A 25,285-nucleotide genomic window follows, 5' to 3' on the forward strand; every position below is an offset into this window, starting at 1 on the left:
CGAGCACTCAGGTGCTCGCTTTGGCGCATAAGGAAGTCGCATGCTGGATAAAATGGCCTTTTTTGTATACGTGATTCGAACCGGATCCATCTCCGCTGCATCGCGCCATTTTAATCTCAGTGTTTCCGCCGGCAGCCGCTGGTTGCAAGAGCTCGAAAATCATTTTGGCGTGCCACTTTGCCACCGCTCCAACCGACTTCTTACCGCAACACAGGCTGGCCAGACTCTTTTCGATGAGTTTTCACCACTGGTCGATAACGCTGAACGCATTAGCCGTAAGTTGGAAGACTTTCAGGCCAGTGACAAAGGCCACATCAATATTGCCGTTACGCCCGTATACGCCAATCATTTTCTGATCGATAAGATCGCCGACTACATGACTGAAAACCCAGACGTGACTTTCAATTTGAATGTCACGCCCTGGGCTTTAGATCATGCCAGTGAGTGTGATTTGATGATCAGCGCCAATGCCTCATTTCAGGGGTATCGTGAAAAAGACCTGCTACTTGTGAAGCGCGAAGTGATGCAGTGCCCGTTTATCGTTGTCGCTTCACCAGAATACCTACAGCGCCACGGTGAGCCTCTACACCCTCAGGATCTCACTCAACATCATTGTTTATTCGCAAGGACATTAACCGGCAGTAACGATTGGATATTCCGACAAGACGCAGAGACCTTGCAGATGAAGGTACCAAAAAGTGTCGAAGTCAACGACAGTGACCTTCTCCTGAAAGCCGCGCTCAAAAGTACTGGAATCGCCTATCTTCCCCAGTTTGTTGTCGAAGAAGCAATATCACACAAATCGTTAGTCCCTTTAATGGAAGATTACGAAACCAGTATCTGGAGCCTTAATCTTTATTATCATCCTCCCCAAAAAGCCTCACCACTCGTGACCCGCTTCAAAGATTTCCTGCTCGGGAGTACGGGCTCCTCCCTATAAGGCTTAAGTAAGCGTTATAGCTCACCCTAAAAACATTCATGTCAGTAGGATGTTTTTTGTACATCTTCGCGTTTTAATCCTTCTGATAACAAAAAAGAGAAGGAATAAAAATGAACGCGAGACAAAAAGCTCAACAAGACTTCGACCTCAGTGGCGAGCCGCTTATCGTCGGCGACAAAAGCCGCTGCCCATTGCCACCGGAAGAGCTCATATCACTGACCGATGAGTCACCCTATGTGGTTAAGATTGTTGACTCAGGCCTGACCGCTGAGGTCTTCCACCTGCGTATCAACGGCCGCGACTACAACATGAAAAAGCGTCGCCCGACCGCCAAGGTGAAAAACTTAGATGGCCAGTATTCATTTTTGAATGAAGTCCAGCGCAGGCAGCGCTTCCAACAATTACGTGAAGACCCGACCACATCCGCTCTGTTTCAGAATATTGTACCCACTTTGTACGCCGACTATCGCCTTGGGTTTATGATTTCACCTTGGATAGAAGGCGAACATGTGCAGACGCTCACTCCGTCGATCATCAAGCAATTGTTCAATACTCTGGAAGCGTGTGAACAACATGGTCTGATGGAATGGGACTTGTGCAGTGGCAATCTGCTGGTGGATAAAGTAGGCAAGCTATGGCTATTCGATTTTGGTTATATGTACCCGTTTGATCCACTCTCTGAACTCAACAGCAATGGATTGAACGACCCGCTTTTCCACTTTGTAGAACGCTTTGAAACGCGTTTTTTCTTTGGCTGGTTACTAGAGCAAAATCTTAGCTCGGCACATCAGTTATCTCTTTATGAAAGCGTCAAGCAACTCGGGCTTGAAAGCTACCAGCGAAAGATTCAGTGGCTAACCTTGAAGGCAGCTTTACCCGAAGTTATTACTCACTTTCAATCCATTGCTCAGCGCTGGAAAGCAGCATTGGATAACGAAAAAGCGCTCAGTCAACAGTTCAAGCTTGAAGCATTTCGTTCTTACGTTTTGGATATTGAAGATGATTTGCACGGCCAATCTTGTACACCAGCAACACTGAAAAAAATCGATGTTGTGCAAGAAGAAATCGAGCATGGTTATGAGTATCTGGCTGAGCATGGCGGCCTGTTTTATGGCAATGCCGATAAGAGCCAACAAGAGTTATTAGAAGACTACGCGAAAAAGTACCAGCTCGCGCTTAACTACCAGATAAAATAACCGATGAATACCTTGCCCCATCGACTTAATAGTGATGGGGCTGCTTATCCAAGGATTCCATCCCAACACAGTTTTACACCTGACAAAAACAGGAACAGATAGCACAGTTGATAAATTCTTTGTTGGCTGACTCTGTGGAGTAAGAATACCCCCAGCTTAACCCCGACTGGCGCCAGTGGAATCAGCACTAAGGCGGTCAACAAATTCGTCTTGTCAAACTCACCTAGTGCCGCGTAAGGGATCAACTTGAAAAGATTAATAATGGCAAAAAGCACCGCCATTGTTGCGATAAGGCGTACCTTTTCCAACTGTAAAGGCAGAAGATAAATGCTCGCTGGCCCACCTCCCGCGTGAATCGCCGTGCTGGAGAAGCCACTCAATGAACTCCAGAACCAAGCACTGACTTTACCCGGAGTTTCATTTGACGAACGGCCACCCAACCAGTGTTGTAAACAAAAGCCAAGCGACAATAATCCAATCGTCAATTTCAAGCCTGTTTCAGGCGTCACACTGAGAAATGCCCACGCCAAACCAACACCCAGAATAGCGCCAGGCAACATTGTCTTAAGTACGGCATAGTCGGCATTTCGGTAGTGCTGTTTAACCGCAAACGCATCCATAACCACCAAAATAGGCAACAATATTGCCGCTGCTTGGGTGGGTGAAATCACCAAGGCCATTAGAGGCACGGCGATAATACCTAAAGCGCCGCCTAGCCCACCCTTGCCAATCCCGTAGATCAATACTGCGGGAATCGCTGCGGCGTAAAACCACGGGTCCGTCACTATCGTCATTCCAATACTCCGGTGTTGGTGGCGATACAGATTTCAACAGCAGAAATAGACATATAAATGCTCTTATCTCATTAATTTTCAATACATTAATGAGTAAGTCACCAATCAACAGTGAACTGTTCCACATTGTTGTTTTGCATATTTGCAAAGTCGCTTTGAATTCCTGGGGATAACACCTTGGCGATGGCTTTCCATAGACTATACCCATCGAATTCAGGCAAAAGGATTGAGAAATGAAACGTGTATTTATCGTCGCAGCTAAGCGCACACCGATTGGAAGCTTTAATGGATCGTTAGCACCACTGTCAGCGGTTGAGCTCGGCGCACATGCTATCCAAAGCGCCATTGCACAAGCGAATCTCTTCGCCGAATTGGTTGACGAAGTCATCATGGGTAATGTTCTGACCGCTGGGACAGGCATGGGGCCAGGAAGACAAGCGGCCATCAAAGCTGGCATCCCCGACTCTGTCCCTGCTTACACCATCAATATGATTTGCGGTAGCGGCCTGAAAGCGGTGATGGATGGCGCCAGCCATATTCGTGCTGGTGATGCGGAAGTGGTCATCGCAGGCGGTATGGAAAGCATGTCTAACGCTGCGTTTATTACCAGCGGGCAGATTCGTCGAGGCTACCGCATGGGCCACCAAACCCTCGAAGATTCAATCATCAAAGATGGCCTGACCGATGCGTTTCATCACTATCACATGGGTATTACAGCGGAAAACGTGGCCAAACACCTCGACATCAGCCGCGAAGCACAGGATGAGTTTGCCCTTTCTAGCCAGAACAAAGCGGCGGCAGCGAATGAACAAGGTCATTTTAAGGCTGAGATAGAACCCATCACAGTGATTCAACGTCGTGTTCAGACTGAAGTCTCTCAAGACGAATACCCGAAAGCTAATGCGACAATAGAAGGTCTAGCGAAACTAAGAGCCGCTTTCGATCCAGAAGGGACGGTGACAGCAGGCAACGCTTCAGGAATCAACGATGGTGCTTCGGCCATCATTCTTGTTAACCAAGAAGCACTAGAACGTTACAACCTTAAACCGTTAGCTGAAATTGTCGAATATGGTCAGGGGGCGCTGAAACCCGAAGTCATGGGTCTTGGCCCCGTCACTGCAATCAATAATACCCTCGAAAAAGCGCAGCTTAGCCTGAGTGACATCGATGTATTCGAACTCAATGAAGCCTTCGCTGCTCAAGCTTTAGGAGTAATAAAAGAGCTTAGCCACCAGCACAACGTCGAGCCACAGTGGTTACTCGACAACAGCAACCTGAGTGGCGGTGCAATTGCTTTAGGTCACCCCATCGGAGCTTCTGGTAACCGAATTCTCACTACCCTTGTCTATCAACTGCAGAGAAACAGCAAGCAATTGGGTTTGGCCTCATTATGTATCGGCGGCGGAATGGGTGCGGCAGTGATCTTAAAACGCTGTGAGGAACAATAATATGAAGAAACGTATTTCAGCCGACCAGATAGGCCAGCACTTGCGCGATGGCATGACGATTATGATCGGCGGCTTTATGGGCACAGGCGCGCCTGAAAAACTCATCGATCTACTGATTGAAAATGATGTCCGTGATATTACCTTGATCAGCACAGATACAGCCTTGCCAGGTATAGGCACCAGTCGCCTGATTGCCGAGCAGCGCGTATCCAAACTGTACGCGTCACACATTGGACTCAACCCTGAAACTGGCCGCCAGATGAACGATGGCGTGCTCGATGTAGAGTTGGTACCCCAAGGCACGCTAGCCGAAAGAATCCGTTGTGGCGGTGCTGGTCTGGGTGGCGTTTTGACGCCAACAGGATTGGGAACTCTTGTTGCAGAAAGTAAGCAACTTATCGAAGTGGATGGCCAGCAGTTCCTACTTGAAAAACCCCTCAAAGCTGACCTTGCGCTTATTCGCGGCTCAAAAGTCGACCTCAGAGGCAATGTGTTCTACAGCAAAACAACCCAAAACTTTAACCCCTTAATGGCAACTGCCGCTGAGTGCGTGATCGTCGAAGCTGAACAATTGGTCGAGATTGGGGACATTCAGCCAGAAGCCGTCCATACCCCGAGCTTGTATGTCGATCATATTTTTGTGGGAGAAGCCTGATGAGTAACAACGAAAAGCACCTTATCCGTAAACGTATTGCCTCCCGTGTTGCTCAAGAGCTGAAAGACGGAGATATCGTTAACCTCGGCATAGGCTTACCGACTTTGGTTGCCAACGAAGTCGACAAAGACATCGAAATCTTGATGCAAGCAGAGAACGGTCTACTGGGCATTGATGAGCTGGCCGATGAAAGTAATCAGGACCCAGATTTAGTCAACGCTGGTGCACAACCGATCACCGCTATCGAAGGCGCGTGCTATTTCAATAGTGCCGACTCCTTTGCCATTATCCGAGGTGGACACGTAGACGCGACAGTGCTGGGCGCACTTCAGGTGGATCAACAAGGTAATCTGGCTAACTGGATTATTCCGGGAAAAATGGTTCCGGGAATGGGTGGCGCAATGGATTTGGTTGTCGGCGCGAAAAAGGTCATTGTGGCAATGGAGCACACTGCAAAAGGCAAGCCCAAGCTTTTGAAACACTGTACCCTGCCGCTCACGGCGATGAATCAGGTCAACTTGATTGTGACCGAGCTAGGCGTCTTTACCATCACACCACAAGGTATTGAAATCATTGAGATAGCCCCAGATACCGACCTGGATTATGTGCAGTCAGTCACAGCAGCCGAGCTAATCGTCTCTCCTAACCTCAAAGCCATGCCTTGCTAAACGATCAAAAACGGGAATAGCACTTCCATGCTACTCCCGTTCACTCTCTTTTGAATCTCGGCGAGATCAGAACTTAATATTCATACCTGCAAAGACCACATCGGATTCAAAATCATCAGCCAGAACAAACTTTCTGTACTCTAGGTTTAGGCCAACAGTACTAAAAAAAATCAGTTCAGCACCCGCTCCATAGTATGGATGTAATCCGGTGTGAGAATCGGTTCGTTCCGTCCCACCTGAAGGCGTGTACGTCTTCTCAACATCAGAATAGTTCGCGCCACCGACAACATAGAGATTGAGGAAAGAGACAGGCGATACGCCTGCTTTCAAGCCCGCAAAACCAGTAGAGTATTTCACTTCTTGCTTGGTCGTCCCCAAAACGGTTGTGACGATGTTGCTTGTCATACCATCAACCGCGGCATAACCGACTTCCGCAGCGAAGTTCGGGTGGAATTGATACGCGTAATCAATTTTGCCCGCAAAACCCGAGTCACTCCAGTCATTAGGACCATCTGTACCGCCGCCCCCAATACCAAAGCCGATTTGATGATTCCCCGCGAACGCCGTTGAAGACAGCAATAATGGCAAGAGTAAAAGCGCTTTTTTCATAGTTGAGTATTCACCATAGACACGAAACAGAGCTGGAAAATACGACAACCTTTCAATAAGTTGTATATCGTTTTTGTAAGGCTTTGTCAGAAGAATGTATCAAGCTCTGCCATTGCGCCTACTCCTCGACTACGCCAATATTCAATATAGTGCGGTATTTACCTTCTAGTTCTTTCAGGGCTACTTCTAAGGTGGGTTCTGGCTTACTCAAGTGAGTAATCAGAGTCATAAAGTAGCAGTCCATAATCAGCGGCATTTTCTCTGCCACGCTGGCCGGCAGGTTTGAGTTTGCAAACACCGCATCATTATAAGACTGGTAGTAGTCCATATCCCAGATGACTTCTTTAAGTAGCGCTCGGCTCAGATTCACATTGGAAAAGTAATAACCGTAATAGGTTGTCGCGAACTGCATCCCCATTTCCATTGCGTCGTTCACAGGGTTGGTCAAGCCTTGCTGCGCAAGCTGAGTTAGCTGGTTGAGCATACCTTCACGCAATATCGCGAGCTTGTTTTCAAAGTGGCTAAAGACCGTACCATCTGCCACTCCCGCTTGCCTAGCTATCTGACGCGTAGACGTTTCCTGATACCCCTGCGTTTCAAACAATTCCCATGCCGCGCTAAGAATCCGCTCTCTCGTTTGTTCTCTTTTTCCCATGCTCTTTTCACCCAAAATATTGCTGCTAGATCATACCTCTACCCAGATGAGTTGACAAATTGAGCGCGCTCACTTATTAATTGAGCGAGCTCAATTTTATGATTAGGAAAGAATGCAATGGAAGATAACCTCAAGAAAGTCGTGACTCTATTAGGCCAGTGGTTGGTATTTATGCCGAGCTTGTTTTGTTTCTCCTACGTATTAAGGCCGATAATGATGGCGCTGTTGATCCCGGGAGGCCTTTTGTTTCTCGCTCTCATTGGAGGCTCGGAAGTAAGAGACGCGTTAAAACAGATAATGTAGGAGAGATGATGAAAACACTCGCAAGCAGTGAGCTCCCAGCACAAAGTGCACTGGTTGGGCGCTTAAAGAAACGGGGCTTTTGTGACGCATTGAGCTTTGAGATCCCAGACCAACAACGCTCCCCTAGTCAGGTTTACGTGGATGTATTTGGCCACCTTCCAAACATCGTTGAAACACTGATGGCGCTGAGAAACCGTTTGGTCGCTCCGTTAGGCTTTGCTGCGTCAGCAGAAAAGATGACGTTGCGGGTCGAAGATTTACGGCAGGGACAAGGCATCGGATTACATCAAGTCGAATTACTCTCAGACACAGAGATCATTTGCACCAGTGAGGACAAACATATGCAGGTCTCCCTTTCAGTGGTCAAGCTCGCTCCGGGGCGGTTTACGCTCTCCACTTTAGTCAATACTCGGACATGGATTGGTTACGCCTACTTGCTAGCGATCATTCCTTTTCATAAGTTGATCGCCGCTGCTAGCATTCGTGCAATGCTTAAAAGGGTCAACACTTAGGGGCTGTTTACCCCACTCTCAGGCATTTGAACATAAAAAATCCCAGCGATTTATGCTGGGATTTTTTGTCAACAAGTCGGAGCAGTCACTTAGTCCATGGTCGGCATAGTGAACGTACTCGCATGTTGTTCAAGTCTCACGCTCGTAGGCCAACGGCTTGTTACCGTCTTCATTCGGGTGTAGAAACGAACGCCATCATTTCCGTGAACATTGAGTGGGCCAAATACGGAACGCTTCCAGCCGCCGAAGCTGTGGAACGCCATAGGTACTGGAATAGGTACATTCACTCCAACCATGCCCGCCAGCACGTCTTCACCAAACTGACGAGCCGTTTCGCCATCACGGGTAAATATTGCGGTTCCATTGCCGTATTCGTGACGATTGATTAGGTCCAGCGCTGTCTCGTAGTTTTCAACTCGCACTACCGACAAGACGGGGCCAAAGATTTCTTCTTTGTAGATCGTCATGTCTGGTGAAACATTGTCGATCAACGTCGGGCCAACAAAGTAACCTGTTTCGTGTCCTTCCACCACAAAATCACGGCCATCAACCACTAGTTTGGCACCCTGATGTTCACCTGATGTGATGTAATCGCATATCTTAGCTTTGTGCGGAGCTGAGATCACAGGCCCCATGTCATTTTCTGGCCCGTCTACGATACCCGGCCCGACACGCATTTGCGCGATCTTCTCTTCGAGCTGAGCGATGAGCTTGTCACCGGTTTCATCGCCGACCACAACCGCCACTGACAACGCCATGCAACGTTCTCCTGCGGCACCAAAGGCCGCCCCCATGATAGCGTTAGCTGCCATATCAAGGTCTGCATCCGGCATTAGCACGCAATGGTTCTTGGCTCCCCCTAATGCCTGACAGCGCTTACCGTGTGCAGAAGCGGTGCTGTAGATATACTTGGCAATTGGCGTCGAACCAACAAAACTGACGGCTTGAACTCTAGGGTCTGTAAGCAGTACGTCCACCGCTTCTTTGTCGCCATTAACAACGTTGAACACCCCGTCAGGCAACCCTGCTTCTTTCAGTAGTTCAGCCATAATCAGGGCCATACTCGGGTCTTTTTCCGATGGCTTAAGGACAAAGGTGTTACCGGTCGCAAGGGCAACTGGGAACATCCACATTGGTACCATAGCAGGGAAATTAAACGGCGTGATACCCGCACAAACCCCCAGAGGTTGCATCAGTGAGTGGCTATCGACACCCGTCCCGACGTTGGCTGAATGCTCCCCTTTTTGAAGATGTGGTATGCCACATGCGAACTCAACCACTTCCAGACCACGCGTCACCTCTCCAACAGCGTCTGAATAGACTTTACCGTGCTCGTTGGAGATCACTCGCGCCAAACGATCCATGTTTTGTTCAAGTAGTGCTTTGAATTTGAACATCACACGGGCACGCTTGAGAGGCGGTGTCTTCGCCCATAGAGGGAAAGCCCTCTCAGCTACAGCAATCGCTTCGGCGGTTTCCGCTGCCGAACTTAACACTACTTGGCGACTTTGCTCGCCTGTCGCAGGGTTAAATACAGGTGCGAAGCGACCTGTATGACTCTCGCTTAGTTGACCATTAATAAAATTCTGAACCGTTTCCATTTATCGAGCTCCTTCCTTGCTCTACTGGTTAAACAAACCAGCATCAGAGGCAAATTGATGTAAATTTTTGAATCCTAATTTGGCGTAAGTCAGCGGATGTGCCACCGACGGATCCTGCTCTGCTTCCACCACTAACCAGCCTTGGTAACCGTTTTCTGCCAGCAATTTCAGTACGGGCGGGAAATCCACGCCACCGTCACCAGGCACCGTAAACACGCCATCCAATACCGCATCAAGAAAGCTGGTCTTACGGTTTTTGACGTCTGCCAGAACATCAAGACGCACATCCTTGGTGTGAACATGGTTGATGCGATGAGCCCAGCGCTGAGCGACAGCAAGCGGATCCGCACCGGCAAAAGTAAGATGTCCGGTATCTAAAAGCAGCCCAACTTCCTTATCGGTATGCACCATTAGATTGTCGATGTCTTGTGCCGACTCGATAACCGTTCCCATATGGTGGTGATAAGCAATTTGAACGCCCTGACTTTGGGTGTATCTGGCAAACTCAGACAGTTTTTCGCCATACTCCTGCCATTTGTCTTCCGGGAAATGAGGACGTAAATGCGCTGATGTTGTTTGATCGCCATGAATGCAACCTGTCACTTCAGCAAACACCATCACTTTCGCACCGAGTTCTCGCAGTAACGTCAGATGCGACTGCGCGGCTTCAATCTCTTCTTCAACGCTACGAGTCAGCAACTCGCCGGAGTACCAGCCAGAGACTAATTGCAACTCATGTCCGGCTAAGATTGGCCCAAGTTGACTCGCTTCACGCGGGAATTTATTACCCAATTCAAATCCAGCGAAACCCGCCAGTTTTCCTTCCGACAAACACGTTTCAAGTGGTGTTTCAGCCCCAAGAGACGGCAAGTCATCGTTCGTCCACGTTAGTGGATTAATTCCTAGTTGTACTGTCATGATTGTTCCCTTAGATAACCTGATCTTTCTTGGCTGCTTCGTAGCGTTTACGCGCTTCTCTTACTGGCTCACGAACTGAAACTTCTGGCACAGCGACCTCCCACCATGAACCACCAGATTCAGTGGTACTGAGCGGATCGGTATCCAGCGTGATGACATACGTACTCTCCGCCGCTTTCGCGCGAATCAACGCCTGCTCCAGTTCAGCAATGTTACCCACTTTTTCTGCGCTAGCGCCAAGTGAGCGCGCGTGTCCGGCAAAGTCGGTCTTCGGTGCCCCCGCCTCAACGGTATTGCAATCCTGAAGCAGATTATTGAAACCCGCACCACCACAAGCTTGCTGAAGACGATTAATACAGCCATAGCCGCGGTTATCTAACACCACCACAACCAGCTTCTGACCTAACATCACCGAGGTGGCGATCTCTGAGTTAAGCATCAGATATGAGCCATCACCCACCATGACGAAAACCTCTGAATCAGGCTTCGCCATTTTGACGCCAAGCCCACCAGCGATTTCATACCCCATGCACGAAAAACCATACTCAAGGTGGTAACCCTTGTCGTAACGTGTCCGCCACAATTTATGCAGCTCACCCGGCAGGCCGCCTGCCGCGCAGACAACAATGTCTTTCTCTTGCGCGGCACGGTTAACAGCGCCAATCACTTCCGCATCGGTAGGTAATTCGCTTTGGCGATCAGTCATCGCAATCTCGACGGTTTCATTCCATTTCAATCGCAGTGATTCCGCTTTGCTCTTCCAGTCAGGGCAAATGTGCCAGCAAATCAGACCACTACTGAGCTGTGGCAAGGTACGTTTGGCGTCTGCAACCAGAGGGGTGCTGTAGTGCTTGGTCGCATCGAATCCATTGACGTTGAGTGAAACAATTTTGGCATCAGAGCGGAATAACGCACGAGAGCTGGACGTAAAGTCCTGTAAGCGAGTCCCGACAGCGATGACAATGTCTGCCTCACTGGCAAGCGTATTAACTGCTTCTGAGCCCGTAACTCCGATCGACCCTAGATTACTCGGGTGATCCCATGCCAATGTGCCTTTGCCCGCTTGTGTTTCACCGACGGGCAAACCAAAGGCTTCCACAAAGTCGCTGAACTCTTGGGTTGCTTCTGCGTAATGGATGCCCCCACCCGCGATAACCAGTGGCTGCTTAGCCTGCGCTATGGTCTCAATAGCAAATTGGAGTTCATACTCATCTGCCCCTGGTCGGCGTATCCGATGGACTTTTTCTGCAAAGAAATGTTCAGGGTAATCAAACGCCATGGTCTGCACATCCTGAGGGAGAGAAAGCGTCACAGGGCCACATTCAACCGGATCGGTCAGTACTCGCATTGCCTGAGGTAAGCTATTCAACAACTGCTCAGGGCGAGTAATGCGATCAAAAAAACGGCTCACAGGCTTAAAGCAATCGTTCGGCGTGATAGTGGCGTCACTCCAGTCTTCAACTTGTTGAAGGACAGGATCCGGTTCGCGAGTCGCAAACGTATCACCCGGTAAAAGCAAGACGGGTAAACGGTTAACGTGTGCCAAAGCCGCAGCGGTTACCATGTTCAACGCGCCCGGACCAACCGAAGTCGTGGCTGCCATCATGCGGCGGCGATTGTTGACTTTTGCAAAGGCAATCGCACTGTGCGCCATTGCTTGTTCATTGTGCGCGCGATAGGTCGGCAGTTCATCGTTCACATGGAACAACGCCTCTCCTAAGCCTGCAACATTGCCATGGCCAAAGATGGCAAACACGCCCTCAAATATCGGTTGCAGCTGGCCATCAATTTCCACTTTCTGTGCCTGCATAAACTTCACCAGCGCTTGAGCCATAGTCAGTCGAGTTGTCTTCGTCATTCTTTACCCCTCCTGACCTCGTTCACGCCACAGACTTATCAGGTTGTGGTAATTACGTTTAATCTGATCGATGAGCGTTTGATCATCGATCTCATTAGCTAACCAAGCACGAGATGGCTGACCAAATATAGTTCTCCCTACCGCAAACCCTTTGACTACATTATTCTGCGCAGCTTGCTTAAAGCCTTCACGCAGCACCTCTTCCGGCGCATCTAACCCGAGTAATACTACGCCTCGACAATGCGCATCACGCTCGTTGATCAATGCCTCAGCCGCTTGCCAGCTTTCTGTTTGCATTGGTGGAAGTTTCCACCAGTCAGGTTTCACACCTAGGTTATAGAAGCGCTGCATGGCGCGAAGGTAAAGGGCGTCATCGCGCTCCATGTCAGCGGGTAGAATAACTTCTAAAAGCATTTCATGGCCGGATTTGCAGCAGGCGGTGTAGACTTCCTGCACCTGTTTTTCCTGCTCCAAACGCAACGCATGATTGTCTTCAGGGTGGAAGAACACCAAACACTTAACGACATGCTCAAGTGGCCAGTCGATCAATTGTGAACCGATGTTGCCGTGCTCAAGCTCTAGTGGGCGCGAACCCGGTAGCTCGACTGGACGCCCTATCCACCAACCGCTGCCCGTAACCTGATTCAATACCGATTGACCGAAAGAGCCATCACACAATAAACCAGCTTTACCTTGCAAGTCGGCCTCACACGCCACTTCCTGACTGGCTTTATAGATCAGTTCTTTAAGAGGAGAAATCCGACTGATATCAGCACCGACTGAGCGCGCCATATCGACAAACTGAATACGGTGATCGAACGCCAGTACACACAACTCATCCCACTCTTTATCTCGCGTTGTTACTCGATGAAGGTGATTGAGGTGTGAGTCAAGATCCGGACGCGGTACCTCTTCAGCTCGCGCCAGATAATCATCCAGCTCCTCTTTACTTGGCATTGCTGGCGCACAGCCGTGTCTTGAAACCACCAGCGCGCCACATGCATTTGCGTACGCACAAGACTGCTGCCAACTCTCACCATTGAGGTAGCCACGCAATAACCCAGACATAAACGCATCCCCAGCTCCGAGTACATTGAGCACTTCCACTCTTACGCCGCGAGCGTTGATACCACCGTCAAGATCGTCTGGTAGCTCACCACTAAATACAGAACAGCCAAGTGGCCCTCGTTTGCAGACCAGTTCCGCATCCGATACTTCACGTACACTCTTCAACGCTTGCAAAGTATCTTCAGACCCTCCAGCAATATGGAATTCTTCTTCTGTACCGACAATAAGGTCAAATAATCCCAGTACCTCTTTAAGTGATGCTGTAACGTTTTCTGACTCAATATAACGTGTTTCACCGTCACCAATGGAAGTCAGACCCCACAATACTGGTCGGTAATCGATATCCAGTGCCGTTTTTACACCATGTTTGCGGGCATATTTCAGTGCTGTTAGCACTGCTTCTCTGGTCTGGGGATGAGATAAATGCGTACCTGTGATTGCTAGACAACGGGCTGAAGCGATATATTCCTCGCTTATATCGTCAGACGTTATTGCCATGTCTGCGCAGTTATCGCGATAAAAAATCAGTGGAAACGTGTCCTCATCTTTGATCCCTAAAATCACCAGCGCGGTCAGGCGTTGCTGATCGGTGATCAAATGGCTGGTGTCTACGCCAAGCCGTTGCAACTCTTCACGCACGAATCGTCCCATATGTTCATCACCAACACGCGCTAACATAGACGATTTCAGCCCCTGACGCGCCGTACCGTAGGCAACATTGCCCGATGACCCACCGAGATACTTTGCGAACGATCCCATGTCTTCTAGACGGGCACCAATCTGTTGCCCATACAGGTCAACGGCCACACGTCCCATACATATAAGATCGAGTTTCTTATCGATGGCCTTCATTTGGTTACTCCTTTAATACTTTGCTGGTTTTAACCGGGGACACCAACCCGGTTTCCAACTATCGCCGAATAAGGTTATTTGTGTTTCACAACCTTTATACGAAACATTTATTTCATTTTCAATGAAAAATGAAATGCAAAATCCAGACTGTGATCCATGGCTATTTTTTACTCAAATCCATTCTTTTCATTTCTAAGATACACATAAAATGAAAAATATTTATCAAAATACCACTCAATATTTTCCGCTGAAACAAAAATTCCACAAATGAAAGACTCAATTAACACAAATATCAAAAACAGGTCACATAAATTTTTTATTTATTAAAAATCAATAACTTAATATTGAACGGTATATTGAAATGTAAATTTCAGTGAGATCGCGATAACAGTTTTAACAATTGAGAAACAATTCGACTGGTCAGAATTCAAACATCCACATATAGTTTCTCACCGACACCAATAAAAAATATTTTTCAAACCAATGAAGTATGTTTTGCAAGTTTGAAAAGATAACGATTGAAACAGCTGAATAGGACTCACAGCCGCATTCAAGCAAAAATGAAATGAAAATTTCATTATGTGTGGAACGCGGTTGAACAAGAACGAAGGAGGCAATGATGCCATCATTACATCAAGGACTTACCATGCTGCTGACCAAGGTGAAACAACTCGCCACTACCTCTAAAACCTTACTTAAAGGCCTACTCGTGACTTCTGGGTTACTTCTACTGACAGCTTGTGGTCAGGAAGAAGCCAAGTCGGACGTCGCACGGGTCGGCGTTGCCATTCCCAACTTTGATGACACCTTCATGGTGTACATGAAAGATGCAATGGACAAATACGCGCAACAATTTGACGGCAAAGTTGAACTGACCTTTGTCGATGCTAAGGAAGATACAGCGAAGCAGTTGGGTCAGGTAGAGAACTTTATCGTCCAGCAAATGGACGCAATTATTCTCGTCCCTGTAAACACAGACGCAACTCAACCAATGACCGACCGCATCCTTGATGCCGGTATTAAGCTGGTGTATCTCAACCGACGTCCTTCTTACCTGCCGGAAAGCGTTTTCTACGTTGGCTCTGAAGAGCTGAAGTTCGGCGAAACGCAGGCGGAATACGCCGCCAACATTAAAGACGGTGGCAACGTGGGTATCCTGATGGGGATGCTGACTCAGGAAGCCGCCATCATGCGAACTAAGGGTGTGGAAGATTTCTTCCAAGACAAACCAAATTTCGATGTGGTTCGTAAGCAAACAGGTCTATGGCAGCGCGCTCAAGGGATGACCGTTATGGAAAACTGGCTCAACTCTGGCGACCAGTTAGACATTATCTTGGCTAACAACGATGACATGGCACTGGGTGCAATTCAGGCTCTACGTGCAGCGGGCAAACTTGATGACACCTTAGTCGTTGGTGTCGACGCTACGCCAGATGGTCTGATCGCAGTTAAGAATGGTTCTCTGAATGCGACGGTATTCCAAGACGGTGGTGGTCAGGCTCGTGGCGCGATTGATGCCGCAGTTGATGCCGTTAAAGGTAAACAGCACGATCAAATTACTTGGATCCCAGCAGAGCTGGTCACACAGGACAACCTAGCCGCGTTCGAAGCGAAACAAAAAGGTTAATGGAATAACAGCGCTCTGCACCTTCAGTGCAGAGCACTTTTTGGAGTAGTAGTTATGAGTCAAGTTTTACTCGAAATGCGTGGTATCACCAAAACCTTCCCTGGTGTTAAAGCATTAGACAACGTTCAGCTTACCCTTAAACAAGGCCGAGTCATGGCATTGATGGGGGAAAACGGCGCTGGTAAATCAACCCTGATGAAGGTGATGTTCGGTATTTATCAGCGTGACAGTGGCACCATTCGCTACAAAGGAGAAGCCGTTGAGTTCTCGGGCGCAAAAGAAGCGCTTGAATCAGGTATCTCTATGATCCATCAGGAACTTTCTCCTATTTTATATCGCAGTATTGCAGAGAACATCTGGCTGGGACGCGAACCGCTTAAGGGACCGTTAAAGCTAATTGACCACGATAAGATGTATCGCGATACCGAAGAGCTGCTGAAAAAGCTCGATCTGGATTTAGATCCACGAACTCCTATGACTGAACTGACGGTGGCAACGATGCAGATGGTTGAAATAGCCAAAGCCATCTCCTACCACTCAGAAATCATCATCATGGATGAGCCAACTTCCGCTCTAACCGACAAAGAAGTCGACCATCTGTTTGAAATCATTGAAATGTTGAAAAGTCGTGGCTGCGCTATCGTCTACATCAGCCACAAAATGGATGAAATTTTCCGCATCTGCGACGACATTACCGTCTTCCGCGATGGCTGCTTTATTGGTGAACGAGAAGCCAAAGAGACCAATAACGAAGAACTGGTGCAGATGATGGTGGGTCGAGATCTTGGTGACGTATTTCCACCTCCGACAGCCAAACCGGGCAAAACTCGCCTCGAAGTGCGAGATCTCTCCGTTGAAGGCGCCTTCAGCAACATTAACTTTGACCTTCACGAAGGCGAAATTCTTGGCATTGCCGGGCTGGTGGGTGCAGGTCGTACGGAACTGATTGAAACTCTGTTTGGGGTTCGCGAGAAAGACACCGGAGTGATCCGCATCAACGGAAATGAAGTGGAAATCAAAACCCCACAAGACGCGATCAGCCACAAGATGGCTTTCCTGACCGAAGATCGTCGCCATTCTGGCTTATATCTGATGCTAGATATCTTTGCGAATACATCTATTGCCCACCTCGACGCGTACCGCAACAAAGTGGTGAATGTGCTTGATGTCCGCAAGATGCGCTCAGACAGCGAAGACCACTGTAAAAAGCTCAGAGTTAAAACCCCCGGCATGTACGAAACCATCGACAACCTCAGTGGCGGTAACCAGCAAAAAGTGCTGCTTGCCCGCTGGATGCTAACCAAACCTGACATTTTGTTCCTCGACGAGCCTACACGCGGCATTGATGTTGGTGCTAAGTCTGAAATTTACAAACTCATGCGTCTACTTACCGGTATGGGTAAGAGTTTGGTGATGATTTCCTCCGAGCTGCCCGAAGTGATGGGGATGAGTGACCGCATTCTGGTCATGCATGAAGGTCAGCTAAAAGGTGCGATTGAAGGACAAGAAGCAACGCAGCAGAAAATCATGTCAATGGCGCTCAATTAAGGTCTCAGATCGTCATTCGTTTATCAGGATTTGTTCACCTGCTTGGCAGGTGATTAAGAAGTAATTCAAGGAATGCAGTTATGATTGCAAAACTGATTAAGGCTACCTCAACCGAAGGCGAGCCAAACAAAAATTTCAAACGTCTTGTCTCTAAGTACGCGATTTACATTGTCTTTGTTGCCATGTGTATCGTGATGACGATTTTGTCTCCGGTATTTTTGACCGTGGCGAACCTGCTCAATGTGGTCACTCAGATGGCCAGTATCGGTCTGCTAGCGTTGGGCGTGACCATCATCATTATCACTCGTGGTATCGATCTTTCATCCGGCTCAGTGCTGGCCGTCGCAGCGGTGGTATCGGCCAGTATGGCGCAAACACTCGACTGGAGCATGCGCATGTACCCGAACATGCCAGAGTTTCCAGTGATCGTGCCCATCATCGCAGCATTAGCGGTAGGTGCATTGTGTGGCTACATTAACGGTGCCTTGATCGCGTACACAGGTATTCCGCCATTCATTGCGACGCTAGGAATGATGATCGTCGCGCGTGGTGCTGCCCTGCTCTACTCTGACGGTCGCCCGGTCAGTAGCCTGATTGACTCCTATCAGTGGATTGGACAAGGCAACATTGCTGGGCTGCCCGTACCTGTGGTGATCTTCATCGTCATGGCTTTTGTCTCCTACATACTGCTCAACTACACCCGTTTCGGTAAGTACGCTTACGCGATTGGCGGCAACGAAACCGCCGCTTACGTCTCGGGTATCAACGTCAATAAATACAAAATTCTGGTTTACACCTACGCAGGCCTTCTGGCGGGTATCGCAGCCTTGATTCTGGCTGCTCGCATCAACTCTGGTCAGCCGGGTCTTGGGGTGATGTATGAGCTGGATGCGATTGCCGCTGCAACCGTTGGTGGTGTATCCCATGCAGGCGGTATCGGCACAATTCAGGGCACCATCATAGGCACTATGATCATGGGTGTGCTCCAGAACGGGCTCGATTTGCTCAATGTTTCTGCGTACTGGCAGCAAATCGTCAAAGGCTTAGTCATCATTTTTGCTGTGATGTTCGATATGAAACGTCACAAGAAAAGCAAATAACGTTTTGTAGGGCTGAAGCTATTGTCCTTTCACGAATATCTTGTCTGATGCTGCGCTCACAACGTCAGCCCTGATATGGCAATAGCTTCTGGGGACTACCCTGTTTGCGCCGCTTTACGTTGCGGCGCTTTTTTCTTCTCGCATCCCGCTTCTGACCATTTTTGGAAGCCATCACTAATCTCGTTCTGAAACAAATATTTCACGACTTTCGAATTTAAGGTATCTTTACGGAAGATTTATTTCAGATTCCGAACCTAGGAGAGTGACATGAAAGCGGCCAATTCGCTCGGAGAGCTGCAGGATCAGATCCGCAATAATTACTCTGACCTGAGTAAGCGACTCCAGCAAGTAGCTAAGTATGTACTTGATAATTCTAACAGTGTTGCATTTGATACTGTTGCCGTGATTGCTCAGCAAGCCGAAGTACCTCCATCGACTCTAATTCGTTTTGCCAGTGCATTTGGCTTCAGCGGATTCAATGATATGAAACAACTGTTTCGTCGCAATCTGGTTGAGGAAACCACCAGCTATACCGATCGAGCCAGACTGTATAAACAGCTAGAGGGAGAACCTCACCCACCAGAAACACCAAAAGACATTCTGGAGGAATTTGCCCGCGCTAATTCTCAGGCAATGAATCACCTTGCCGCTCAAACTTCAGCTGAAAAATTAGAGCAGGCGGTTGATATCCTGCGTAATGCGGAGAATATTTATCTTATTGGGCTTAGACGTTCGTTTAGCGTCGCGTCATATCTGACTTACGCACTACGTCATCTGGATAAGCGCGCTTTCCTTATTGATGGCCTTGGTGGAATGTTCAAAGAACAACTGAGCATGATTGGCCCAAAAGATACCATCGTGTCCATCAGTTTCAGCCCTTACGCGCAAGAAACCGTGATGCTCAGCGAAGTCGCATCCAAAGCCGGTGCACATCAAATTGTGATTACCGATAGCCAAATCAGCCCGCTCGCAGCGTTCAGCGACGTGTGTTTTGTGGTCAAAGAAGCCAAAGTGGATGCATTTCGTTCTCAGTCAGCGTCTTTGTGCCTAGCGCAAACTCTCGCGGTGTCTATGGCCTTCGATCAGGCTGAAAAACTCTAGCCTTCTCAGCGGCAGTGGTCGATCACTGCCGCTTATTTCTTCTTTATACCTGCCAAGGTCAAATCATTGGGCCAAGTGAGGGTTTGATCACTTATTTTTTACAATTCAACGCCTCTAGCCCCTCACTTATTATGTCAATTTTGGAAAAAGACAATGATACTTCTTCCAATAATAGAAGAATACTACTAACTTAAGTGATTGATATTTGGTGATTCAGCTTCCAAAGCGTTCTTTATTGACCAAGAAAACACACAAGTGTGAATTTCTGCTTCTGGTTCGAATTGAGTTTCGAATTTAAAATATGCAAAACCAGAAAATAACAAGCACGTCACAAAGGAAGCAAAGGGACGCCATGAGTAATCAAGCGCTAATTCAGACATTCATCGACATTGTCGGCCAAGACCATGTGTTAACCGATAACAAAAAAACCGAATATTACCGCTCAGGCTTCCGCTCGGGTAAAGGCAAAGCACTGGCCGTTTTGTTTCCCGGTTCATTAGTTGAACAGTGGCGCCTGCTTCAGGCCGCAGTAGAAGCGAACTGCATTGTTATCATGCAGGCCGCCAAAACCGGTCTGACTGAAGGGTCTGCACCAAGTGGTGACGATTACGACCGAGAAGTTGTGGTGATCAACATCATGCGTATTAACTCGCTGCATTTGATTGAAAACGGCAAACAGATCATTAGTTTACCGGGTGTGAGCCTTCACCAACTTGAGAAGAAGCTTAAATCCGTTAACCGTGCGCCTCATTCCGTAATTGGTTCTTCTTCAATTGGCGCAACAGTTGTTGGTGGCATTGCCAACAACTCCGGTGGTGCTTTAGTCAAACGCGGCCCTGCGTACACGGAATTAGCGCTGTTTGGCCAGGTCACCAAAGAAGGCAAACTAGAACTTGTGAATCATTTAGGTATCGAAGGCCTTGGTGAAACGCCAGAAGAAATCCTGACCAATGTTGAACAAGGCAACTTTGACCCTTCTAAGATCATCCACAGTGATGCAATGGCATCAGACAAAGAGTACGAAGCTCGCGTTCGTGACGTCGATGCAGAAACCCCTTCCCGTTTTAATGCAGATTCCAGACGCCTGTTTGAAGCCAGCGGCTGTGCAGGTAAGCTCGCAGTGTTTGCAGTCCGTGTCGATACCAACCCTGTCGCTGAAAAAGAACAGCTTTTCTACATCGGCTGTAGCGATCCAGCGAAGATGACGATGCTGCGCCGTGACATGCTCAGTGGCTTTAAACATTTGCCAGAAATGGGCGAATACATGCATCGCGACATTTTCAATCTGGCAGAAACTTACGGTAAAGATGTCTTCCTGTCGATTCATCATCTAGGCACTGACAAATTGCCTAAGTTCTTTGCGCTAAAAGCAAAAGTTGAGTCGATCCTGAAACGCATTCCGTTTGTATCTAAAGATTTGCCAGATATTACGCTTTACTGGCTCACCAAACTGTTCCCACAGCACCTTCCTAAGCGCATGCTGGAATTCAGAGATAAGTACGAGCACCATCTGATCCTAAAAATGAGTGATGGTGGTATCGATGAAGCGAAAGAATACCTGGAGAACGTCTGGTCTAAGCAGGACGGGTGTGAGTACTTTGTTTGTGATGCTGATGAAGGCAAGAAAGCTCTGCTTCATCGCTTTGCGGCTGCGGGTGCTGCGATTCGCTATGAAACCATTCACTCCAATGAAGTGGAAGACATTCTTGCGCTAGATATTGCCCTGCGCCGAAACGACATTGACTGGGTGGAACAGTTACCAGATGAGATCACCAAAGACTTGGTTATGGGTCTCTACTACGGTCACTTTATGTGTCATGTCTTCCATCAGGATTACATCTTCAGAAAGGGCGCGGATACGAAGAAGATCAAACAGAAAATGCTTGAGCTTTTAACTCAGAAAGGCGCCAAATACCCAGCAGAGCATAACGTAGGCCACCTCTATGAAGCCGAAAAGCAGCTTCAGGAGTTCTACCACTCATTGGATCCAACCAATACCTTTAACCCGGGTATCGGTAAAATGAGTAAATACAAACGTAATTGCAGCTGCTGTAGCGGTTAACAGAAAGGAAAGCGGAGCTCATTGAGCTCCGTTTTACGATTAATTCTTCACAAACATGCCTGAACCGCTCAAGGCTTGATGCTTCTCCAATTCGCCTTCTTGATAAAAACCTATGTGATAAACCGCCATCTGAGATTGACCACTGGTACTTTTCACAAAGCCAATCAGAATGCCGTGTTCACCTCCAAATGGCTTGGTATCTGACTGTCTCAGGTAGGTTTTACACGCCTCAACGTTAGACGCTTCAAGCTTAGTTTCAAAACGCATAATCTGATTATCATTGTACATGGCGAAACCCTTCGGCTCAGTCTTACAGTACTCGACGCCATTGTCTTCAATGAAAGCGGTGACCATCAATGGGCCGTTGTTGACTTGGGTAAATTTGTAACGGTTATAGGCATTAGGTTGGTTGTAAGCATCAATGCTTTTCCATTCTGTATCTGGTAGAGAAGCCAAAACGTCAATCAGTTTCTCAGTTTCAACTTGTTGATACCAAACATTAAAATCTTCTCCTTGGATGCCAGAATCTTCTGAAGTCATCCGAAAGCCATAATCCAGTGTATTAAACTCATAATCATCCAAGTGAATTGACTGAATTTGCGCCTTTTGCACAGCAGAAAGATCTTTTCGCCACTCACCAAAAATCCAGCCTAAGTTCGACAATTTAGCGTTGCGTAATGAGCTACTAAGCACCTCACCACTTGGTTTCACTTGCTTAGAAGCATATTCCATTGCATCACTCACTGTTGACTGAGCGACTTCATACCCAGCCGACACTTCTACTTTGTGGTAATCGTTTGAAGCATCTACACTCACCGACTGGCTCCAAAACTGTTGCTCACCTGTATAGTGATAACCAATGCCTATCCCCATGTAACGCGGTGATGTATCACTGGCACGTAGAATATCGTCACTTCCATTTCCTAGTGTCGCAACATAGATCCCCATCGGATAAACAACACGGCTTTGACCACCATTAATATTATTTTTGCCAGTGCTTCCAGCATCGCCAGAACCACCACCGCCACAACCAACAAGTAACGTAGTTAGTACCGAAACCGAAATCGCCGCTCTTTTAAACATAAGTTTTCCCACTCATCACATACTCAACTGAGACGTATGCACACCAGAACATCATGGAATCTGACGTGTATAAATCGATGGAGGGAAGTATCCGCACGGATGTCGTTAAATCAAAAAACGTTTCAACACTAAACTTAACAGCACATTTTTTTACATCTAACACACTGAATAATAGGAAGAACAACGAGGCTTCTTACAGAGCGTATTTAGCAATTTTTACACCACAGAGAGGGAGAAGAACATCCACTCCACTGATTAGAATGGTGAGTTCAACCCAAGGTCACGTCTGCTTGGCTCCAGCCAAATTTGTCGCACAGCACTTTGAGTTGGTTCAGCTCATTTTGAGTCTGTTCGACCAACCAATTAAGGATTTCACTGATCATGGGAGAATGATTGCGTTGATAACAGTAGTACTGCCAGTCGCTATGTTGAAGTGAAAGCTGTTCAGGGCATTTGAGAAACTCACGCTTGAGTTCAGGTAATACCAACAGCAGATCCGTCACTGTCACTCCCTGGCCGGATAGGCAGGCACTTAGCGCTAAATCCAAGCTGAAGAACACAGTATCCCTGCCCTTTTTCGCCCCTTTCAGATCAGCGTTGCTTAACCAGTTTTTCCAATCCTGATGATCAAGGGTGGCATGCAGATGTGGCAACGTCAGAACGTCACTTAACTGAATATGTTGCTCAGAGAGGGATTCAGCGTAAACCGGCGCCATAAACTCATCACGAAGAAAGGTCACATCTGAGCGATTCTGGTATCGCTCACGCTTTCGCGTGTTCACGATCAGCAGATCACAGTCTTCAGAATCAAGCGGTGGATCTTCTTCAATCGATGGGATGATAACAATCTCGTGTTCAGGGTATCGCTCGTTGAGCATCGCAACCTTAGGCATCAGAATACGCGTGGCGTAACTGAGCGCACTTTTTATCACAATACGCTTCTTATTCGGTACCGCCCACTGAGCAATCAAGCTGTCTAGCGCAACGTAGTTTTTGCGCAGCACTTCATAGAGATCTTTCCCTTGCGTTGTTAACTCAATCGCTCGGTGTTTTCGGATCACTAGAGATGCTTTTAGCTCATCTTCAAGTTGCTTTATCTGACGGCTGACTGCACTTTGGGTAACGTTAAGCTCATCAGCCGCTTTGGTAAAGCTCATAAGTCGCGCCACAGATTCAAAGACTTTCAATCCGTTGTGTGAATAAGGGAGACGGTTATAAGGGGACATAATTCACTCGCATGATCTGAACTCATGTAAGAGTGGCATAAATGTCATTTGAAGGCTAGCCAGCAAACTCGTACCTTATTGTGATAACGATCACGAGGCACACAATGAAAAAAATTCTCTCTCTGGCATTTCCACTGATAATTTCGCAGCTCATCGCAATGGCACTGGTTCTGACTGATGTCTGGATGATGTCGCGACTCAGTGTGTCTGCGCTAGCAGCTGGAGGATTGGGTGCGTCCATCTACAGTTTCGTCTTTATTGTGGCGAGCAGCACCGTGGGTTGTGTGGCGAATTTAATTGCGATTGCTTATGGTCAACGTATTGCGAGGCCGGAATACGGCAATCAGCAAATCCGCTTAGCAGTAAAAGGGGCTGTACTACTGACAGTGATCCTGTCTGCGATCTTAACCTTGTGTTTTGCATATGCACCGCAACTACTGGCACTGGCGAAACAACCTCAAGAACTCGCTGGCCCAGCTATGGAATACCTAGACGCATTAAAATGGGCCATGTTGCCGTCTCTGATGCTACTGGTGTTGCGCGGCTTAACCAGTGCGCTCGGTAATGTACGTTCAATCATGGTGATGTCATTACTGACGGTTGCGCTCAACGTACCTATCAGCTATTTGCTTGCTTTCCAGCTAGAGCTTGGCTTGGCAGGACTTGGCGCGGGTACCACTTTAGCGGCATTCATTGTGATGCTGGGCTACGGCTACTGGGTGTTTAAGCGCCCTGAATACAAGCCGTTTGCGCCGTGGAAAAATACAGAAGAATACTCGCTGTCATTGCTTAAACCTTTACTGGCGATGGGCTTGCCTATTGCACTGGCTGCGCTGCTTGAGCATGGCTTGATCTACGGTGGCACTTTGATGGCAGGTACCATCAGTATCGCCGCGCTCGCATTGCACCAAATTCTGCTGCAATGCCTGAGCTTTACTTGGAACATCAACTTTGGCTTCTCGCAAGCCGCAGCAATTTTGGTCGGTCAGGACTACGGTGCGGAAGACTATGATGGCATTAAGCGCACCGCCCTGCGCAGCTTTGGCCTGACGACAGTACTCAGCGTAGTGCTAGCGGGCGTGTTTATGTTGTGGCCTGAGCTGATTGGTTCCATTTTCAATCTGGATGCTGAGCTTTCAACACTGCTCGTCGCCGTTCTATGGGTAGTCGCGCTCTCTTTCATTGTTGATGCGTGGCAGCTACTGGCGATTAACCTGCTTCGCGGCATGAAGATCGTTGTTGGCCCGACTGTAGTGACGGCTGTCGGCTACTGGCTGTTTGGTCTACCTGCTGCATGGCTGCTACTGCCAGACTTTGGTTTAGGCGGTATCTGGGGCGGTATCGGTATTGGTCTAGGCGTCACAGGTGTGTTGCTACTTGTTCAGCTTCTGCTGGCGATTAAAAAGCAACGCAATACAGATTCTCTTGCCGTAGCCATGGGTTAGTCGGTAGTATCGCTTC

Annotated in this window: 22 protein-coding genes; 13 read left to right on the forward strand and 9 right to left on the reverse strand. The window is 48.0% G+C overall.

Annotated features, from left to right (window positions below; translation table 11 throughout):
* Positions 1–40: 40 nt before the first annotated feature.
* Positions 41–940 (forward strand): LysR family transcriptional regulator, encoded by a 900-nt coding sequence (locus IX95_RS18750; RefSeq protein ID WP_038163025.1) that lies wholly within the window; start codon positions 41–43, stop codon positions 938–940.
* 110 nt (positions 941–1,050) lie between these two features.
* Positions 1,051–2,136: an AarF/UbiB family protein gene (locus IX95_RS18755; RefSeq protein WP_038163032.1), complete on the forward strand. Its 1,086-nt coding sequence runs from the start codon at positions 1,051–1,053 to the stop codon at positions 2,134–2,136.
* 44 nt (positions 2,137–2,180) lie between these two features.
* Here IX95_RS18755 and IX95_RS18760 read toward each other — a convergent pair whose 3' ends face one another.
* Positions 2,181–2,930, reverse strand: a complete 750-nt coding sequence (locus IX95_RS18760; RefSeq protein WP_081885464.1) for a sulfite exporter TauE/SafE family protein — start codon at positions 2,928–2,930, stop codon at positions 2,181–2,183.
* Between the two features lie 233 nt (positions 2,931–3,163).
* On the opposite strand from IX95_RS18760, the gene IX95_RS18765 reads away from it, so the two are divergent.
* From IX95_RS18765 to IX95_RS18775, 3 genes are read left to right on the forward strand one after another with little or no spacing between them, the layout of a single operon-like run.
* Positions 3,164–4,378, forward strand: coding sequence for an acetyl-CoA C-acetyltransferase (locus IX95_RS18765; protein WP_038163035.1), 1,215 nt, complete (start codon positions 3,164–3,166; stop codon positions 4,376–4,378).
* Between the two features lies 1 nt (position 4,379).
* Positions 4,380–5,033: a CoA transferase subunit A gene (locus tag IX95_RS18770; RefSeq protein WP_038163037.1), complete on the forward strand. Its 654-nt coding sequence runs from the start codon at positions 4,380–4,382 to the stop codon at positions 5,031–5,033.
* Positions 5,033–5,701, forward strand: coding sequence for a 3-oxoacid CoA-transferase subunit B (locus IX95_RS18775; RefSeq protein ID WP_171354473.1), 669 nt, complete (start codon positions 5,033–5,035; stop codon positions 5,699–5,701). Before IX95_RS18770 ends, IX95_RS18775 begins: the two co-directional genes overlap by 1 nt.
* Positions 5,702–5,767: 66 nt before the next feature.
* Here IX95_RS18775 and IX95_RS18780 read toward each other — a convergent pair whose 3' ends face one another.
* Both IX95_RS18780 and IX95_RS18785 read right to left on the reverse strand, forming a co-directional pair.
* Positions 5,768–6,310: an outer membrane protein gene (locus IX95_RS18780; protein WP_038163043.1), complete on the reverse strand. Its 543-nt coding sequence runs from the start codon at positions 6,308–6,310 to the stop codon at positions 5,768–5,770.
* Between the two features lie 118 nt (positions 6,311–6,428).
* Entirely contained in the window at positions 6,429–6,965 is a 537-nt protein-coding gene (locus IX95_RS18785; RefSeq protein WP_081885465.1) for a TetR/AcrR family transcriptional regulator, read from the reverse strand.
* Positions 6,966–7,082: 117 nt separating this feature from the next.
* Here IX95_RS18785 and IX95_RS18790 point away from each other — a divergent pair, with 117 nt between their 5' ends.
* Both IX95_RS18790 and IX95_RS18795 read left to right on the forward strand, forming a co-directional pair.
* Positions 7,083–7,268 (forward strand): hypothetical protein, encoded by a 186-nt coding sequence (locus tag IX95_RS18790; protein ID WP_038163047.1) that lies wholly within the window; start codon positions 7,083–7,085, stop codon positions 7,266–7,268.
* Between the two features lie 8 nt (positions 7,269–7,276).
* On the forward strand, positions 7,277–7,780 hold the full coding sequence (locus tag IX95_RS18795) for a DUF2867 domain-containing protein (protein WP_038163050.1): 504 nt from the start codon (positions 7,277–7,279) through the stop codon (positions 7,778–7,780).
* A gap of 89 nt (positions 7,781–7,869) precedes the next feature.
* On the opposite strand, the gene IX95_RS18800 is transcribed toward IX95_RS18795, so the two are convergent.
* The 4 genes from IX95_RS18800 to IX95_RS18815 are packed head-to-tail and all read right to left on the reverse strand — an operon-like array spanning position 7,870 to position 14,077.
* Positions 7,870–9,381 (reverse strand): CoA-acylating methylmalonate-semialdehyde dehydrogenase, encoded by a 1,512-nt coding sequence (locus IX95_RS18800; protein ID WP_038163054.1) that lies wholly within the window; start codon positions 9,379–9,381, stop codon positions 7,870–7,872.
* Between the two features lie 21 nt (positions 9,382–9,402).
* Entirely contained in the window at positions 9,403–10,299 is an 897-nt protein-coding gene (gene iolE, locus IX95_RS18805) for a myo-inosose-2 dehydratase (RefSeq protein WP_038163057.1), read from the reverse strand.
* A 10-nt stretch (positions 10,300–10,309) separates the two neighbouring features.
* Positions 10,310–12,157, reverse strand: a complete 1,848-nt coding sequence (gene iolD, locus IX95_RS18810) for a 3D-(3,5/4)-trihydroxycyclohexane-1,2-dione acylhydrolase (decyclizing) (protein ID WP_038163060.1) — start codon at positions 12,155–12,157, stop codon at positions 10,310–10,312.
* 3 nt (positions 12,158–12,160) lie between these two features.
* Positions 12,161–14,077, reverse strand: coding sequence for a bifunctional 5-dehydro-2-deoxygluconokinase/5-dehydro-2-deoxyphosphogluconate aldolase (locus tag IX95_RS18815; protein WP_038163063.1), 1,917 nt, complete (start codon positions 14,075–14,077; stop codon positions 12,161–12,163).
* Positions 14,078–14,696: 619 nt separating this feature from the next.
* Between IX95_RS18815 and IX95_RS18820 the strand changes: the two genes are divergently transcribed.
* The 5 genes from IX95_RS18820 to dld all read left to right on the forward strand — a co-directional run bounded on the left by IX95_RS18820 (position 14,697) and on the right by dld (position 21,515).
* Positions 14,697–15,704: a sugar ABC transporter substrate-binding protein gene (locus tag IX95_RS18820; RefSeq protein ID WP_038163065.1), complete on the forward strand. Its 1,008-nt coding sequence runs from the start codon at positions 14,697–14,699 to the stop codon at positions 15,702–15,704.
* Positions 15,705–15,758: 54 nt separating this feature from the next.
* Positions 15,759–17,252: a sugar ABC transporter ATP-binding protein gene (locus tag IX95_RS18825; protein WP_006962669.1), complete on the forward strand. Its 1,494-nt coding sequence runs from the start codon at positions 15,759–15,761 to the stop codon at positions 17,250–17,252.
* An 80-nt stretch (positions 17,253–17,332) separates the two neighbouring features.
* Positions 17,333–18,352 (forward strand): ABC transporter permease, encoded by a 1,020-nt coding sequence (locus IX95_RS18830; RefSeq protein ID WP_038163066.1) that lies wholly within the window; start codon positions 17,333–17,335, stop codon positions 18,350–18,352.
* 267 nt (positions 18,353–18,619) lie between these two features.
* A complete protein-coding gene (locus tag IX95_RS18835; protein WP_038163068.1) occupies positions 18,620–19,453 on the forward strand; it encodes a MurR/RpiR family transcriptional regulator in 834 nt (277 codons plus the stop codon).
* Positions 19,454–19,805: 352 nt separating this feature from the next.
* Complete coding sequence (dld, locus tag IX95_RS18840; protein WP_038163072.1) at positions 19,806–21,515, forward strand: D-lactate dehydrogenase; 1,710 nt, start codon at positions 19,806–19,808, stop codon at positions 21,513–21,515.
* A gap of 39 nt (positions 21,516–21,554) precedes the next feature.
* On the opposite strand, the gene IX95_RS18845 is transcribed toward dld, so the two are convergent.
* Positions 21,555–22,598 (reverse strand): hypothetical protein, encoded by a 1,044-nt coding sequence (locus IX95_RS18845; protein ID WP_038163076.1) that lies wholly within the window; start codon positions 22,596–22,598, stop codon positions 21,555–21,557.
* Between the two features lie 269 nt (positions 22,599–22,867).
* A complete protein-coding gene (locus IX95_RS18850) occupies positions 22,868–23,824 on the reverse strand; it encodes a LysR family transcriptional regulator (protein ID WP_081885466.1) in 957 nt (318 codons plus the stop codon).
* Positions 23,825–23,928: 104 nt separating this feature from the next.
* Here IX95_RS18850 and IX95_RS18855 point away from each other — a divergent pair, with 104 nt between their 5' ends.
* Entirely contained in the window at positions 23,929–25,269 is a 1,341-nt protein-coding gene (locus tag IX95_RS18855) for an MATE family efflux transporter (RefSeq protein ID WP_038163082.1), read from the forward strand.
* The last annotated feature ends 16 nt before the right edge of the window (positions 25,270–25,285 follow it).

The organism is Vibrio sp. B183 (assembly GCF_000740665.1).
In the GTDB taxonomy this organism is placed as follows: Bacteria; Pseudomonadota; Gammaproteobacteria; order Enterobacterales; family Vibrionaceae; genus Vibrio; species Vibrio coralliilyticus.